This window comes from Bradyrhizobium sp. AZCC 2289, from assembly GCF_036924615.1.
In the GTDB taxonomy this organism is placed as follows: Bacteria; Pseudomonadota; Alphaproteobacteria; order Rhizobiales; family Xanthobacteraceae; genus Bradyrhizobium.
The window spans coordinates 4969306-4984557 of the sequence record NZ_JAZHRY010000001.1 but is presented as its reverse complement, the minus strand read 5'-3'; the positions used below and the strand labels follow the sequence as shown (position 1 = coordinate 4984557).

Annotated in this window: 22 protein-coding genes and 1 pseudogene; 7 read left to right on the top strand and 16 right to left on the bottom strand. The window is 61.7% G+C overall.

Annotated features, from left to right (window positions below):
• The first annotated feature begins 102 nt into the window (after positions 1 to 102).
• The 5 genes from V1289_RS23715 to V1289_RS23695 all read left to right on the top strand — a co-directional run bounded on the left by V1289_RS23715 (position 103) and on the right by V1289_RS23695 (position 4512).
• Entirely contained in the window at positions 103 to 888 is a 786-nt protein-coding gene (locus V1289_RS23715; RefSeq protein ID WP_334399283.1) for an ABC transporter substrate-binding protein, read from the top strand.
• Between the two features lie 21 nt (positions 889 to 909).
• A protein-coding gene (locus tag V1289_RS23710; protein ID WP_334399281.1) for an IS630 family transposase occupies positions 910 to 1849 on the top strand; the annotation gives its coding sequence in 2 pieces (ribosomal slippage) (positions 910 to 1248 and positions 1250 to 1849; 939 coding nt in all).
• The gene (locus V1289_RS23705) at positions 1833 to 2144 is read left to right on the top strand and encodes an ABC transporter substrate binding protein (RefSeq protein WP_334399279.1); all 312 of its coding nucleotides are present in this window, start codon (positions 1833 to 1835) and stop codon (positions 2142 to 2144) included. Before V1289_RS23710 ends, V1289_RS23705 begins: the two co-directional genes overlap by 17 nt.
• A 142-nt stretch (positions 2145 to 2286) precedes the next feature.
• The gene (locus V1289_RS23700) at positions 2287 to 3273 is read left to right on the top strand and encodes an ABC transporter substrate-binding protein (protein WP_334399277.1); all 987 of its coding nucleotides are present in this window, start codon (positions 2287 to 2289) and stop codon (positions 3271 to 3273) included.
• A gap of 345 nt (positions 3274 to 3618) precedes the next feature.
• Positions 3619 to 4512 (top strand): ABC transporter substrate-binding protein, encoded by an 894-nt coding sequence (locus V1289_RS23695; protein WP_334399275.1) that lies wholly within the window; start codon positions 3619 to 3621, stop codon positions 4510 to 4512.
• Positions 4513 to 4793: 281 nt separating this feature from the next.
• On the opposite strand, the gene V1289_RS23690 is transcribed toward V1289_RS23695, so the two are convergent.
• The 16 genes and pseudogenes from V1289_RS23690 to V1289_RS23615 form a co-directional block, all read right to left on the bottom strand.
• The gene (locus V1289_RS23690) at positions 4794 to 5381 is read right to left on the bottom strand and encodes a hypothetical protein (RefSeq protein WP_334399273.1); all 588 of its coding nucleotides are present in this window, start codon (positions 5379 to 5381) and stop codon (positions 4794 to 4796) included.
• 276 nt (positions 5382 to 5657) lie between these two features.
• Entirely contained in the window at positions 5658 to 6149 is a 492-nt protein-coding gene (locus V1289_RS23685) for a hypothetical protein (RefSeq protein ID WP_334399271.1), read from the bottom strand.
• The gene (locus V1289_RS23680; protein WP_334399269.1) at positions 6146 to 6814 is read right to left on the bottom strand and encodes a hypothetical protein; all 669 of its coding nucleotides are present in this window, start codon (positions 6812 to 6814) and stop codon (positions 6146 to 6148) included. Before V1289_RS23680 ends, V1289_RS23685 begins: the two co-directional genes overlap by 4 nt.
• Positions 6811 to 7377: a DNA circularization N-terminal domain-containing protein gene (locus V1289_RS23675; RefSeq protein WP_334399267.1), complete on the bottom strand. Its 567-nt coding sequence runs from the start codon at positions 7375 to 7377 to the stop codon at positions 6811 to 6813. The genes V1289_RS23680 and V1289_RS23675 overlap by 4 nt, the downstream gene beginning before the upstream one ends.
• Positions 7374 to 7868, bottom strand: coding sequence for a hypothetical protein (locus V1289_RS23670; RefSeq protein WP_334399265.1), 495 nt, complete (start codon positions 7866 to 7868; stop codon positions 7374 to 7376). The genes V1289_RS23675 and V1289_RS23670 overlap by 4 nt, the downstream gene beginning before the upstream one ends.
• Positions 7869 to 7897: 29 nt before the next feature.
• Complete coding sequence (locus V1289_RS23665) at positions 7898 to 8074, bottom strand: hypothetical protein (protein WP_334399263.1); 177 nt, start codon at positions 8072 to 8074, stop codon at positions 7898 to 7900.
• A gap of 163 nt (positions 8075 to 8237) precedes the next feature.
• Positions 8238 to 8660: a phage tail assembly protein gene (locus V1289_RS23660; RefSeq protein WP_334399261.1), complete on the bottom strand. Its 423-nt coding sequence runs from the start codon at positions 8658 to 8660 to the stop codon at positions 8238 to 8240.
• A gap of 26 nt (positions 8661 to 8686) precedes the next feature.
• Positions 8687 to 9052 carry a phage tail tube protein gene (locus V1289_RS23655; protein WP_074275945.1) on the bottom strand — a complete coding sequence of 122 codons (366 nt, stop codon included), beginning with the start codon at positions 9050 to 9052 and terminating at the stop codon, positions 8687 to 8689.
• Between the two features lie 12 nt (positions 9053 to 9064).
• Positions 9065 to 9205: a hypothetical protein gene (locus V1289_RS23650; RefSeq protein ID WP_334399258.1), complete on the bottom strand. Its 141-nt coding sequence runs from the start codon at positions 9203 to 9205 to the stop codon at positions 9065 to 9067.
• A complete protein-coding gene (locus tag V1289_RS23645; protein ID WP_334399256.1) occupies positions 9189 to 9890 on the bottom strand; it encodes a hypothetical protein in 702 nt (233 codons plus the stop codon). The genes V1289_RS23650 and V1289_RS23645 overlap by 17 nt, the downstream gene beginning before the upstream one ends.
• A 106-nt stretch (positions 9891 to 9996) precedes the next feature.
• Entirely contained in the window at positions 9997 to 10320 is a 324-nt protein-coding gene (locus V1289_RS23640) for a hypothetical protein (protein ID WP_334399254.1), read from the bottom strand.
• A gap of 31 nt (positions 10321 to 10351) precedes the next feature.
• Complete coding sequence (locus tag V1289_RS23635) at positions 10352 to 12235, bottom strand: phage major capsid protein (protein ID WP_334399252.1); 1884 nt, start codon at positions 12233 to 12235, stop codon at positions 10352 to 10354.
• Between the two features lie 13 nt (positions 12236 to 12248).
• The gene (locus tag V1289_RS23630) at positions 12249 to 12524 is read right to left on the bottom strand and encodes a hypothetical protein (RefSeq protein WP_334399250.1); all 276 of its coding nucleotides are present in this window, start codon (positions 12522 to 12524) and stop codon (positions 12249 to 12251) included.
• Positions 12525 to 12528: 4 nt separating this feature from the next.
• Entirely contained in the window at positions 12529 to 12909 is a 381-nt protein-coding gene (locus tag V1289_RS23625; RefSeq protein WP_334399248.1) for a hypothetical protein, read from the bottom strand.
• 17 nt (positions 12910 to 12926) lie between these two features.
• Entirely contained in the window at positions 12927 to 13235 is a 309-nt protein-coding gene (locus tag V1289_RS23620) for an HNH endonuclease (RefSeq protein ID WP_334399247.1), read from the bottom strand.
• An 81-nt stretch (positions 13236 to 13316) separates the two neighbouring features.
• Positions 13317 to 13571, bottom strand: a pseudogene (locus V1289_RS23615) (terminase TerL endonuclease subunit); the annotation flags it as partial.
• Between the two features lie 140 nt (positions 13572 to 13711).
• Between V1289_RS23615 and V1289_RS23610 the strand changes: the two are divergent.
• Together V1289_RS23610 and V1289_RS23605 are read left to right on the top strand one after the other, a co-directional pair.
• Entirely contained in the window at positions 13712 to 15019 is a 1308-nt protein-coding gene (locus tag V1289_RS23610) for a hypothetical protein (RefSeq protein ID WP_334399245.1), read from the top strand.
• The gene (locus V1289_RS23605; RefSeq protein ID WP_334399243.1) at positions 15012 to 15245 is read left to right on the top strand and encodes a hypothetical protein; all 234 of its coding nucleotides are present in this window, start codon (positions 15012 to 15014) and stop codon (positions 15243 to 15245) included. The genes V1289_RS23610 and V1289_RS23605 overlap by 8 nt, the downstream gene beginning before the upstream one ends.
• Positions 15246 to 15252: the final 7 nt, after the last annotated feature.

Below are 15252 nucleotides of genomic sequence, written 5' to 3'. Positions count from 1 at the left end.
GTCTGCCTTTGACCCAACTGAGACATGGGCCAAGGCGACTTGATGCCCTATTAAGCAGTCCGCCGATCCTATAGGGTGCAGCCCTGAGAGTTGAGGGCGGGCATGCGGCGGCGCGAATTCCTTGGTGTTCTTAGCGGTGCGGCAGCGTGGCCGCTTGCTGCGCTTGCGCAGCAATCTTCCTCACAAATTCGGATTTGTCAGGTATCCCCATGGGAAGGGACGGAACATCTCGCCCGCGCATTTGAGAAGCGCCTGCAAGAGTTGGGTTACGTCAACGGCAAAAACGTCAGCCTGCGAAATATTTTCGTGTCGCCTCAGCCGAAGGCAATCGAAGACAAGATCACCGAAATCCTCCCTGAGACCGATATGCTCGTCGTCTGGAGTACAGTAGCTTCGGTTGCTGCAAAAAAAGTTGCGCAATCCATCCCCATCGTATTTCTGGGTGTCGGCGTCCCTGTCGAGATCGGGCTTGTAGCAAGCCTCAACAGGCCGGGCGGTAATATGACAGGAGTTACCTTCGAGGCTGCAACAGAAACCTATGGGTTACGACTTCAGATGCTGAAGGAGATTCTTCCAAATATTAAAAATGTTGCGGTTTTGAAAGCGAAGGGTGATCCGAATGTGGCGCACGCCATAGCCGCCTTAGAGAAAGCAGCGCCAACCCTTGGCATTCAGCTAACGCAATACGAGGCCAAGTCATCAGACGATTTACCTGCTGTGTTTCAGGAAATTGAACAAAGCAAGGCAGATGGCCTCATAAGCATCGCCGGGGCCTTTACTTTGCTCAATAGCACGCAGATTGCGCTACTAGAGCGGTTTTCGGTTGATGTGAATCGGAACAGTAAGGGGGTTCCCAGAGGCGCGCAAATCAGATTCGAGTTGCTTTGACAGCAACGGCGAGGTCGCGCGATGGCGAAGGGATACTCGAAAGACCTCAGGGCGCGGGCGGTCGCGCTTGTCGAAGACGGCGAGAGCAGACGGGAAGCGGCGCGGGTGCTCGGTCTCGGCGCCTCGACCGCAATCCGCTGGATCGAGCGCTGGGCGACAACGGGCAGTGTAGCGGCATTGCCCGGCACGGGCCACAGCCGCTCGCCGCTCGAGGCGCATCGCCAATGGCTGCTTGATCTGGTCGCAGCGGAGCCGGACTTGACGCTCGAAGAGATTCGCGCGCGGCTCAAGTCCGAGAAGCGGCTGAAAACCGGTACGACCTCGGTCTGGCGCTTCTACGAACGCCACGACATCACGTTCAAAAAAAACTCTGCACGCCGCCGAACAGGATCGTCCTGATGTCGCTGCAGCGCGTGCCGCGCTGAGGGTCGAGCAATCCAAGCTTGATGCGCCGCGCCTCGTCTTCATCGACGAGACGGCGGTTACGACCAAGATGGTCCGGCATCGCGGCCGCTCACCGCGTGGCGAGCGTCTCGTTGCGAGCGTGCCGCACGGCCACTGGAAGACGCTGACGCTCGTTGCCGCGCTGCGCATCAATGGCCTGACGGCGCCTTATGTCATTGACGGCGCGATGGATGGGCCATCGTTCCTCGCTTATGTTGAGCAGATCCTCGCGCCGACGCTGCGCAAAGGCGATATCGTATTCATGGATAACCTGCGCATCCACAAGATCGACGGCGTTCGCCAGGCGGTCGAAGCGGTCGGCGCCAAGGTGCGCTATTTGCCGGCCTACTCGCCCGACCTCAATCCGATCGAAATGGCATTCTCGAAGCTAAAGACAGCGCTGCGCAAGGGGGCCGCTCGCACCGTGACAACGCTGATGAAGCTGATCGGCAGGCTCATCAAGACATTTGCACCCGAGCAGTGCGCGAACTACTTTCGACATGCCGGATACGCGTAGTGACCCATATCAAGTGGAAAGCGCTCTAGCGCAACAGCATCGATTGCCATCCTGCTACGGTTTTAGGGATACTGTAGTTGCTGGCGGCTTAATCAGTCTTGGTCCAAATATCGTCGCGATCGCTATCGAGGGCGCAAACTACGTCGACAAGATCTTGCGCGGCGCAAAGCCAGCCGATTTGCCAGTTGAACAGCCCACCAAAATGGATGTGGTCATCAATCTCAAGACAGCTAAGGCGCTGGGCCTCGATATCCCAGCAACTCTCTTGGGGCGCGCCGACGAGGTGATCGAATAGGCTGCGTCACTTCCGCTCGGGGGTAAAGCTGAAGTCGGACTTCGGGGCCGTCAGGGCAGCTTTTGATCCGGAGCAGACATTTTCTGGGCCGTTTCGCAATGCCGTTTGAATCGCTATGATGATCCTGGCGACGGGGACTAGCATGAAGCGGCGTACGTTGATTATGCTTCTGGGCGGCGTTGCGGCTTCTACCTTATGTTCGCCGCTCCGGGCCATCGCCCAGCAATCGCCTGGCAAGGTGTGGCGCGTCGCTTTCCTGCTTCCTGGAGCTTGGGATAACCCTGCCGACCGGGCCCTCTTCGACCTCTTCCGCGAGGAATTGCAGAAGCTCGGCTACGTCGACGGCAAGAACCTTGTCATCGACCGCCGGGGCGCAGAGGGGCACAACGAACGGCTCTTTTCGCTGATCAGCGAGTTGATTGCACTTAGCCCGGACGTCATCGTCGCCGTTGGCGTCCCTCCCACGGCCGCTGCCCGGCGCGCGACGTCAACCATTCCCATTGTGATGTGGGGGACGAACGATCCGGTCGGCGCGGGCTTCATCAAAAGTCTGGCCCATCCCGGCGGAAACGTGACCGGCGTCGCCGGCATGTTTGCCGATTCCATCGGCAAGTCGGTTGAACTCCTTCGTGCCGTTCTTCCCACGGCAAAACGCATGGCGGTGCTGACCTCGTCCAATCCGAACCATCCACGGCAATACGAATTGGCGGAGGCTGCCGGCAAGGCTTTAGGTCTTATAGCGATCCAAATCCTGGCTCCTGCATCAACCGATCTCGAGCAGGCCTTTGACAGAATGGCGCAGGAAAAGTGCGATGCTCTCTTTGTCCTTGCTGACCCAATCCGGCCAACCATCGTTCCGCTGGCGGCAAAGACGAAGATACCGGCAGTTTATCAATACAGCGCTTATGTCGATTTGGGTGGCCTTGCAAGCTACGGCGCCAGCATCACGCTGATGGCCAAGCAAACGGCGCAATACGCCGACAAGATATTCAAGGGAGCTGACCCGGCAGAACTTCCCGTCGAGCAGCCGGTCGTCTTTGAACTTGCTCTGAATCTCAAAACAGCGGCGGCGCTTGGCGTGAGTATTCCAGAGTCCGTCGTGGCCCGCGCCGACCGGGTGATCGAATGAAGCTAATTGTTGCAGTGCATGAGTCCGGGTTTGGCACAACTCGGACATGCCGCCGTGGTCACTCTATGTCCGTTGTTGGGGGCAGAGCGGAAAACATATGCTCCCATTGAGCATTTCAGCTTTTGACCCAGAACCGACTTCGCGTGGCATAGAAAAATTCGGCCATGCCTTACACCCGACTTCTTCAACATGCTAACGTGAGCCATGCGGTACCCTCGTCTGACGCAGAGGGTGCGGGATATGAGACGGCGAGAGTTCTTCGCAATCGTAGGAGGCGCAGCGGCCGGATGGCCGTTCGGCGCGCGTGCCCAACCGTTCCCTGGAACAAAACGGCTTGGCGTGCTTATGAGCGTGCGGCAGGACGATCCGGAGGGAAAAGCCCAACTCTCAGCATTCTTGGAAGCGCTGGCTGCGCTGGGTTGGATAGTCGATCGCAACCTCCGGATGGACATTCGTTGGGGCGGCGGCGACGTAAGTCGGACACGGACTTTCGCGAAAGAATTGGTCGCCCTGCAGCCCGACGTCATCCTGACACAAGGGACTCCGGGGACTGCAGCGCTGCAACCGGAAACGCGTACCATTCCGATCGTATTCGTCGTTGTCGCCGATCCGGTAGGTCCCGGGTTCGTGAGTAGCATTTCGCGGCCTGGGGGTAACATTACAGGATTTATTAATTCAGAAGCCTCACTAGGGGCCAAGATGCTTGAGTTGCTTACGGAGATTGCCCCCAGGCTCAAGCGGGTCGCTATGATCTTCAATTCCGACACGGCGCCTGGCCGCGGGACCTATTACTTCCGCGACTTCGAAGCTGCTGCACGCCGGTCCAAATTGGAACCGATCGCAGCGGACGCTCGCAGCGACGCCGAAATCGAAACCGTCGTAACCTCACTTCGAGGAGAGCCCCGCGGCGGCATCGTCGTCACACCAGACTATTTTATGCTCAATCATAGCCAGCAAATCATATCGCAGGCAGCGCGAAACAATGTACCAACCATCTATCCTTGGAAATCCACCGTTATTAGGCAAGGTGGTTTGCTTTCGTACGGACCAGACCTTGTAGACATAGTTCGTCGTAGCGCGCCCTATGTCGATAAAATACTCCGCGGCACCAACCCGGCTGACCTGCCGGTACAAGTACCGATAAGATTCGAGGTGGCTGTAAACGTTAAGACGGCCAGCGTACTGGGCCTCACCGTGCCGACCTCCATCGTGGTGCGCGCCGAAGAAGTGATCGAGTAGAGCGCTCTTCGCCGCGGTTCATGAGGTCCGTTCATGGCACGAAACGGACCTGCCGACTGCGGTGCACGATGTCCGCTCTCAGGGGCAAAGCGGAAAACATATGCTCGCATTGAGTTTTTCCGGTTTTGACCCAACTCAGACATGGCGACCTACGTCGTCGTACAGCCGACTTCGCCCTATTGAAGCCTCCAAGCTCACGCTGCGCGGAGCCTGTTCCGCCGTTTCAACCTCGCAGAACCAGCCGCCGTGCCGCCGTTCTCAGGCACGGCGGAGTTCACGCGTCACCGCGCGCTGCCCGTCGTAAGCTCTTCCGAGTGCACCGGGATCATCAGGTGCTCGTTTGGTTTGCCGGGGAACATGACATAGGGCTGGGTCGGGTCTTTGACATCCAGATCGCGCGGATAGGGACTGAGCATCTCGCGTGCTGCGCCGCCGACGATCATCACATGCGGCCCGGTCTGGACCCAATGCTGGTGCGTGTGGCGTTCGGCGGAATCATGATTGCTCGTGCCGGTGTCACCGGCCAGCATGAAAATGAAGCCTATCTTATTTGGCGGGGTCTGTTTGGCCTGCAGAGCCTTGCGCCATTCCATGGCGTTCTGGTCATCGCATTCGGGCGTACCGTCGTTGCCGATAAAGCACGTGAAGCCGTTCGATCCGGTTTGGACGGTCTTGGAAGACCCATCCGGCTGCGGCATGGTGATCGTCGCGTTGTTCACCAGCGACGCCGGGGCGGCGGTCTTCACCTTGGCGATGTACTCTGGTTCGGTCTTCGGGATTTCCTCGGTTGGAAGAGCCGATGCCGACGTGATGAGGGCTGCCGAAGCTACGCAGAACCCAACCGACGCGAGAACGTAGAGGCTGTTCATGGCTTACCTCCTGTAGTGGGCGACCGGCATCAATTGTACATCAAAACCAAGTGGGTGCATTCACCGAAAGCACCCCAGGCGGACATCTTCGGCGAGGTTCCGCCGATGCCACGACGGGAGGAACGAGCTACCGCCTCAAGTCTCTGACCAGAGATGAAGGGATCGCCAAAGCCTGCCGAGCGTCCGGTTGTGGCACTAAACAGACACGCCGTGGTCACCCGGAGATGTCCGCTTTGGCGGGCAAAGCCGACACGGCGGATTTATGAGGTACAGGCCCTAGCTCTTGCGATGATCGACATGCGGGGCCAGCGGCTCGGGCTCGCCGACCGGCTGGATCGAGCCCGCGACCGCTTCGCCGCCGACCACTTCGATGTCGCACAGCGTGACCAGCTCGCGCACGCCGTCGCCGAGATCGGCATCGCATTTGGCGGTGACCTGAGCCTGGCCGACGCTGCCGACCGGCGTGGCGCGGCAGATCGAGCTGTCGCCTGCATCGACCGAGACCGCGATGATGCTCGCATCCGAACTTTCCCACGAGACCTCGCCGTCTATGGTAGCGGGGTTGCCCTTGGCATCGACGTAGCTGACCTGCATCAGAACGGTGTGATCGACTGGCAATGCATACATGACATGGCTCCCTTCGGCGGTGATGTTGAAGCGGTCGAACTGCAGCGTGATCTGCTGCTGGCCGAGCGGCTGCTCGGTTACTTCCAAGATCTTCAGCGGATTGACGAAGGCGATCTCGATGCGCTGCGCTTCGGCCATCACGCTGACAATGCCCTGCCGATCGGCAGGCAGAATGCCGGATGCACGACCTTGTTCTCTTGTCTCAGCTCATCGCAGCGCGAGGCGTCGTCATAAAGTTTGTACGCCATCACCAGCGACGGCAGCGGCTCGAAGAACTCGAAGTTCAGCATGCGCGGCAGCGGTCGCGCGGTCGCGACCAGATGGTTCGTCACTGCGCCGTGCAGCTTGATCAGCGCCTGAAACATCGCCTGATCCTTGTCGTCGGCGGCGGTCTCCTCGGCGTCTCGGAACGGCTGCAGCAGCTGCAGCTTGATCGCATCGACATCCTGGCGGCTGACAAAAGTCATCTGCGCGATGATGGCGGCCTCGGTGGCGAGGCAAAGCCGGATGCCTGCGTTCATCACCAGCGCGCCGCCCAGCGTCGTCGGCGATTCCTGCTCGATCATGACGCGCACGGCGTCGATCTTCTGCAGCGTCGCGCCAGCTTGCCGCGCCAGATCGAAGCACCGGTCGAGCGGCGGCCCGAGCGCGTCCTCGATGCACAGCTTGAACGCATTGGCGCGGGTGTCGCCGATGGCGGTGCGCGCATCCGAACCGGAGCGGCCGACGGGCGGCACGGTCGCGATCAGGTTCGCGAGCATGCGATCCACAATCGGAGCTGCCTCGGTTGCGTCGCTGCGCTTCATGGCGTCGCCTGCGGCTGCAGCGGGCCGAGGTTTGGCCCGGTGTACGGGGCCTTCAGCGATTCCTGCACCTGATCGCGCACGCCCTGACTGGCATCAGTCACCGTGCTCGCTGTCGCAACGCTCGGTGCGGTGAGCGACGGATCAGCGCCGTACTCCTGGAACGTCATGTCGATGGTGCAATAGCCGCCGAACCGTTCCTCCTCGTTGACCCGATAGCGCGGACAGACGACCGGCTGCGACGGCTGCGTCGGAAGCTGCAGCGTGCCGGGGCCTTCCGCCTCCAGCTGGGCGATCAGCGCGTCGCGCACCACCGTGTAGTCGAGCGTGCGCAGGCCGTCGCCAGTGTCGAACGGGAAGACGATGCAATAGGCGCGGATCGTGAACTCGCGCGCCGCGCGGCCCATGTCCTCGGCATAGGGCACGTCTTTTTTCGGAAACTGATGCTCGACAATCCTGCGCCCGCTCTCGCGCGCATTGCTCTCGCAGTGGAAGCGCGCACCATTGAACGATGCGGGCAGCATCCTCGCGCGCCATACTGCTGGCAGATCGAAAATGTTGGTCATGGCGTCTCTGCAGGCGGCCCGCGATCTGCGGGAGCCATCTGGGTCTGGCGATAGGTCTCGACGCTACTGAACAAGCCGCTGGCCTCGGCCCCGACATTGGTGCCCTTGGGCGCATTGACATCGACCCTGATCTTGGCGTTGCCCTCGACCCTCGTCGCGGCGTTCTGCTCGGCATCCATGCTTCGCCGCGCGTGCGCCAGCAGGTTCTCCCTTGTCAGATCGCCCGACTGGTTCATCAGCCTGCGCTCGCCATAGGCTCGCAGCTGCTCCGGGGTCAGCGTCGATGCTGCCGGTTGATCATTCGCGGTCTGCGGCGATGTCGGCACCATTGGCGCCGATGACGTGACTTGGTCGCTGCCGGTGTAGGCACCGACGCCGGGGACGCCGCGCAAATATTTGTTGCTTCGGCTAACGCGGTAACCCGCCGCTGGCTTCAGATATTCGTTGACGAAGAGCGACGCGGCTTCGCCCGGAGACTTTGCCGCCTGCATCCGCTTCCATGTGCCGGGATAATTCTTTTTCAGATTCTCGGCGAGGAAGTCGCTCTGCAGTTTCGGATCAGCTTCTCGACATGCTTGGTACCGCTGCCGTGCTCGCCGCCGAGTTCCTTGATCTGGTCCTGCAGCTTGCCGAGCCCAGCCGATGCGTTGTCAACCAGCGTGACGACGAGGCGCAGCTCTTCCTGTTCAGTGGCCATTATTCGTCATCGCTGTTTGCGGCCTTCTGCGCCTGCTGGCACTCCCAAGTGCGATGCATGTGCAGCCCGACCTCGCTGATGGTCATCGACAAAAACACTTCAGGACTGACGTGATACCAGCGCGCCAACCGATAGCAGTCGAGGATGATCTCGTGCTCACTGCCTACCAGGCCGCTGGATCGGGAAGAAAAAAACGCTGCAGCTTATAGGCGCAGGTGTTCCAGTCGCGCGGATGCATCTCTTCGATGAACGGCGGCAGGATGCCGGTCAGCGCGGCGATCATGTACGTCATCTTGCGCTCGTCGTGGACGATGTCGCCCTCGCGGTTGAATCGCACCGGGTTGCCATAGCGGTTGATGTCGCCAGCGCGCGGCTCGCGCAGCTCGACCTGCGTAATCTCGTCGCCGCGATTGTTGCGGATCGGCTTGTACTTCAGCGTGACGATGATCGGCCATTCGTCCTGCTCCAGCGGCGGCATTTCCTCGGGCGACGGCTCGATCTCTGGCGGCGGTGCCGCGCGCTTAGTGCCCGGAGCCGCAGCCGGGGCAGGCTGTTCGTGCTCGACCGGCTTCGCCTGATCGTCCACGAATCCCTCGCGTTTCGGATTGACGTTCACAGGCTCATCTCCTCACAAGTGAGGCCTTCCCAGCGCACGCGGACCTGACCGTCTCGGGTGTTGTTCTCGAAGCCGCCTTTGCAGGTCGCGCTGGTGAGCACGTACTGCATCTTGTTGGCGAGCTGCGCGACCACGGTAACGTCGGTCTCGGCCAGCAGCGTCTCAAGCGACAAGCCGGGGACCGTCGAGAGATCGCCCTCGATGTAGGGCACGCGCGGCAACTCCTGATAGCCATGCACGCCGTCCTGCCCCGCGATCATGGTTCGCTCGACAGGCGACGGGCTGACGGTGAAGTTGCCGCGCAGCGCCAGTTGATCGCCATCCACGGTCAGGAAGGCGATGCCCGCAATTCTCTGTGCCATAGTTCATCCTCCTTATGCGCCCGAGGCCGCGTTGAACGGCGGCTGGGCCTGTCCGATGATCTGGGTGTCGATGCCCCGGTCGTATTGCAGCCGGAACTGCGCCAGCACCGCGAAGATGCGCAGCTGGTTGATCAGGTCAGGCGGATACAGCACGTTCGCCCATGTTCAGGATGGCGTTGTCGAAGTCGGGCGTTCCGACGCCGCCTGTCAGGAATCCGGTCGCGGGCATCGTAATGCCGAGCCCGACCGGCAACTGCTCACCGCCACGGCTGCCGTAGTAGTTCAGCGACACGCTGATGTCGTTGGCATTGACGCTCTTGAAGGTCGAGGTCAGGTCCACGCCAGAGCCGCCGACAGCGCTCACCGTTGCGGTCAGCGGCAGGGTCACGTCGGCATTGATCGCCGCAGTGATGGCGGTTGCGATGCTGCCCGTTGTGTCGGTGGTGGAGATGTTGACCGGCACATGGTCACCCGCGATGTACAGGTGCAGCGTGCCAGCTGTTGTCGGAACATCGGTGATATCAATGGTGCCGGTCGCAGCTGCCGCGGCGGTCGGCTCGGCCAGCGGCAGGCCCCAGACTTCGTTGGCGAAGTTGTTGGCGAAGAACGCCTTGAACATCCGCGCCAGCTCGGAGCCTTCGCCGAAGGCCTGATCGGCTTGCGCTTGGCTACCGATAGGCAGCGGGATGTCGGGCGGCGCTTCGCCTGCATCGATCTTCACGCCGACCAGCAGCGCCCGCAGGTTGATGGTCGGCAGGCCCGCCATCGACGGGTCCACCTCAACCCAGAAAAGTGGGACCTTGATATTTGCGGGAATCGAAGAGAACGAGATTGGCATGGTTATGACTCCTTGCTTTGCAGCCACGCCAAGCGGCGCGCAGCCGACCAGGGTTCACCCCGGCGCACGAACTGGTTTGCGATGCGCGCCAGCCAGCCGCGAGCGCTCATTCATGCTTCGCGGTGTGCGCAGGCGCTGCAGCTCGGGTCTGGTAGTCGCCACGACTTGACTGTTGCGACGGCTTGGCCTCGCGCGATTTGGGCTGCGCCGATGGATCGTTCGGATCAGGCGGCGATCCATCAGGCTCGTGTTCGGTGCCGTGAACGCCCAGCGCAGCGAGATCGTTCTCGTCCTGCGTTGGCGTAGGCTTCACCTTGCCCTCTTCAGCGATGCGCTCGTTGCGCGCCTTCTCGCGCGCCTCGCGATCCTCGGCCAGCTTTTTCTTGGCGGCCTCGGCCTGCTTCGCAGCAGCGTCAGTGTGTTCGGTCATTTTTGCTTCTCCTCTGAATTGCCGATGCCGGTTACCAAGTGACGCCCGAGACGTAGGCGACGACGCCAGCGCGGCGGATGGTCCAGTTGATCGGCAGGATCAGCCGCAGCGCGAGGCTGTCGGTCTGCCAGAGCGACTTGACCGGGTTGGCCGGGGTGCCCGGAGCTGCGCCGCTCACGATGTCCTGCGGCGCGGTGTCCTCAAGATGCAGCGTGGCCTGGTCGCTGATCTCGAAGCGCGGGGCTTCGCCGCCGACTGCGACGAAGTCGGCCGCATCGATGGCGACCACTTCACCCAGCGGCACCGTGCCCGAGTCGATGATCGGCCAGCCGCCGAGCTGGCCTCGGCTGATTTCCTCGCGGAACGGGAAAGCGCCGACGCCCGGAGCTGCCGTCAGGCTGATGCTGTTGACCTGCTGCGGGTTCATCAGCCAAGCCGGATTGCGCACGTTGCCCTTGGTGCCGGTGAGCAAGGCACCAGAGAGCTGCTTGATGTCGCCGACCAGCGCATTGAAGCCGCCGCCAGCGGTAGGTGTCAGGCCGACGACACCGTTCAGGATGCCAGCGGGACGGATCACCGTTGCCGGGTTGCTGTCGAGCAGCACGCTGTCGAGCGAGATCGCGGTGTCCTGCGAGATCGCGTCGCGCAGCAGGCCTTCAATAGCGGGCACGCTGTGCTCATCGATCTCTCGGGTCCACGTGGTGATGACGGCCATCTTCTTCGGCGTCAGGGTCTGCGAAGTGAACAGGCCTTGACGGACGGGGATCGGCAAACCTTCACCGACGAACGAGCCCGCGATGGTCGGCGTCGTCGCGCGGGTCGGAATGATGATCTTGCCGTTGCGCCCGAACTCCAGCGAGAGGCCGAGCGTCGAGAGCCGGGGAAAGACCGACTTCGGCATCAGGGTCTGCATGAAGTCGGTGACGATCTGCTGCACCAGCTCGGCGGCCCAGCCGGTAACCGTGGTCATGGCGGGCGCGGTCGCCGCGCGGGTTGCCCATTCGAGCACCGAGCGCGTGGCTTCATCGTCGCCATAGATTTCCCGCATCACGGTATCGAGAGACTTGCGATGCAGATGGGAGAAAATCTGCACCGTGCCCGCACGAACCAGCAGCTCGATGGGCTCGATCTTCTTCTTCGGCATGTTGAAAGGCCGAAGCGGCTGCTGCTGCTGCTGCGGCTGCTGCTGGCGCGTGACCACGACCGTGCGCCCACCGTCATCGGACTGCTGGCCGAGGCTCTTCTCGGCAGCCCGCATCGCTTCAAGCGTGCGCTCCTCGCGCTCGATCTGCTCGTTCAGGTCAGTGGCGATCTTCAGCTGATCGTCGCTGACATTTGTTTCGTCGGTCTTTTCCCAGTGCGCCGACAGCTGATCGCGCAGCGCGTTGATGCGCTGCTCGGCAGCAGTGATCCTTTGAGCAAACGACATTGTCGTGCCCTTTCTCACAAGCGATGATTTTTCGGCTTGCCCGCCGGTGATCTCGCGCCGCTCGATGCCGTCCCGTGCGCCTTTCCCGGCGAAGACGAGATCGATGGTTGCGCGAGAAATTTTCAGCGACTTGGCGACCGCCAACGCATTCGGGTTGGCAGGCACCGAGACGAGGCTGGTCTCGACCAGCTCGCTCTTGGTGAAGAACAGGCCCCAGTCAGATTCCGCTCGCGGCTTGCTCTCCTTGGGTCGGAAGCCGACGCTGACCGCGCGCAGAATGTCGGCATCGACCAGCCGCCTGATTTCATCGATGCGCTGCGATGTGCCTTCCGGGGCCAGCTCCAGAAAACCGCGCAGCTGCTTGTCCACGACGCGGACGTTCTTCCACTTGCCAATCGGGAAGCTGCTTTGATGGCCGAACAGCGCTATCGGGTTCTTGTTGAAGTTCGCGAGGTCCCAGCCATCGGACATGATGACATCGTCCATGCGGTCGGGCGTCTCAAAGCCCGATGGCTGGCGTGCTGATGTAGCGGTCCCGGCAGCTAAGCAGCGAGAGCTGCGGCGGGTTGTGCTTCAGCGTGATCCCGGCTTGGAAGAGAACTCGCTTGATGACGGGCGGTGCTTCGCCGAACCACTCGATGGTGCCGCCGCCCTCGATGAGGACGACGTTGCTATCGACGCTGTCGTCGGGCGGCGCGATCTCGACGGTTGAAGCGCACGCCAGCGAGACAGCTGGCGCTTCACCATGAGCGCAACGCCATCGCAGAATCGGCAAGCCATCACTCTTTGCGTTTGCTCGATGATGCCGCAGCCGCGTCGCCGGTCTCGATTGCAATGGCGAATTTGCAATCGTCCTTGGTCTGCTTCACCGGATGATCGCGCGAGCCTGATCTGAACTTGATGAAGGCAATTGAGCGCGTCCAGTGCTCGCCGACGATGATGCCGGTGTTCGGCTTCGCCACGCAGGTGACCTCGCTGCCGTCGGCATTGAACAGATCGTTGTAAAGATCGCCATTGCTGGAGATTTGAAACGTCAGGTTCGCAGGCGTGAACTCCTGCGGCACGGTGATGCGAACGATGGTGCCCGCCGAGCAATCGACGCCATCCGAGAGCGACTCGCCCAGCTTGATGGTTGGTCCGTCCACGATGCTAAGTGCCATGATGCGCGTCTCCCTTTTCAGCGGTGCCTGTTGGCGGGGTGGTTCGGATCGGTCGGCCAGCCATCGGCATCGACCGCGATGTCGAAGCCGCGCGCTTCGATCTGCTGTTTGCGCGAGCTGTGGCAGGTGGCGCAGAGGCTCTGCAGCGCGCCCAGGCAGAACAGATTCCAGTCGCCGCGATGCGGCTCGACGTGATCGACATGCGTGGCTGGAGTAACGATCCCGTCGTCAGCGCAGAACTTGCAGAGCGGGTGCTGGCGAAGCTGCAGCTTGCGTCGGCGCTGCCAGAACGCCGTGCCGTAGAAATGGCCCCATGCCTCACGCATGGTACGCGACGATCAGGATGATGATCAGGCCGACTGCAACGCCGATAACGATCCACCAAGGAATGTCATGGCCGTTGAAACTCATCCGATCAGCGCCTCGATGTCGATGGGTTTGACGGTGCGATCCCGCGCACGCAGCCCGAGCAGCATCGAAAGCGCCACCGCGCCGTCGATGCGGAATCGCGCCTTGTCCTTGTCCAGCTTGCGGTTGCCTGCCGGGTCCATGGTCGCTACCGCGTTCGCCATGTTCCAGTTCAGCACCGGATTGTTCGGATGGATCAGCTGGCGTTCGATCACGGCCAGCTCTAGCGCATCGATGGCAGGCCCCATGTCCTTGAAGCCTTGGCCCCAAAGCCGACGACCTTGAGTGTCTGCTCAATCGATGGAAGCCAGCGCACACGCAAATCGTCTTCGATTATTCGGGTCTCGGAACGCCGAGCGATCCGATGGCCGGGACGCCTTGAGAGGAAACAGGCATGCAGTACAATCAGCCTTACGGCGTCAGCGATCCGAACGCGGCTTACATCAACGGCAATCCCGCGACCGGCACCATGGGCTCGATCCCGCCCGCCGCTTCCATCGAGTTTCCCCAGCGCGAGATCGTCAACCTGATCAGCGATGCCAATTTGCTCGCGCCTGACAATGCCGACCTGCGCCAGCTCGGAAAGTCGATCCAGTCGCAGAAGCTGTGGTCGGTCGATGATGCGGGCACCGCCAACCAGTATTCGGTGACGCTGTCGCCTGCGCCAGGCGCTTACTATCGCTACCTGATGGTGGTGGCGTGGGTCACCGCGCCGAACACCGGCCCATCGAACCTCAATGTCAACGCGATGGGTGCGAAGCCCATCCTGCGGTCGGACGGATCGCCGCTGATCCCCGGCGACATCGGCGGCAACACGCTCAACGCCTTCATGTACGACGGCGCGGCGTTCCGCATGGTGTGGCAGGGCAAGAGCGTCGGCGGCCCGGTCTTCCTGACGCAGAACCTGACCTTCTATGTCAACTTCGCGACCGGCAACGATAACAATGACGGCGCGGCGGCGGTGGTCGGCGGCGGCCATGGTCCATTCAAGACGCTGCAGCGCGCTGCCACCGTCATCGGCGTGATGAACCTCAACGGCTACACCATCACCGTCAATGTCGCCGACAGCCTGTCCTATACCAGCTTCACGCTGCCAGCCTGCGCGGGCACTGGCTCGGTGCAGTGGATCGGAAATGCCGGGACGCCAGCGAACTGCACTATCTCGGGCGTCAACAGGGGCGCGATCTTCGTCAGCGGCGTCTGCAACACCATGACCGGCTTCAAGGTGCAGACCAGTGGCACGCCATCGGGCGACGGGCTCGCGGGCATCGCTGGACAAGGCAACGTGCAGGCGGTCTTCGCCAATTTCGAGTACGGCCAATGTGCGGGGCCGCAGATCAGCGCCTATGGTGGCGCGTACCTTCGGCTGCAGGGGCCGAAGCGCATCTCGGGCGGCGCGTCGCACAATCCGTATGGCCTCGGGGCCTTCATCGATGCCGTCATGGGCGCGAAGGTCGATGTGGTCGAGATCAGCCCCGCGCAGCCGCTGGTCCTGATCGGAAACCCGACCTATGACGACGCCTTCATCATCTCCAACAGCCTTGCGGTGGTTTCGTTCTTCTACAACACGATCAGCGGCAGCGCCGTCGGCAAGAGATTCGACGTTCAATACAACGCAATGATCGGCGTCGGCGGCGGCGGCATCAACTATCTGCCTGGGACCATCGCGGGCACGCAAGCGACGGGAGGCCAGTATGCCTAGAAATATTTACATGCCGCGCCACTGGTGGTGGCTGGCCGACGATGGCCGCCTGTTCAGCAGCGAAAACGTCACCATCACCGATGTCAGCGATCCGAAATATATCGCGTGGCAGGGCACCGATCAGCCGGTGGCGGAAGCGCAAATCTGGCCGCGCGACAGCACAGGCGCGCAGACCACCGCCTCGATGCAAGCGGTGATGGACGAGTACGGCATCACGGTGCCGTAGCGGAGAC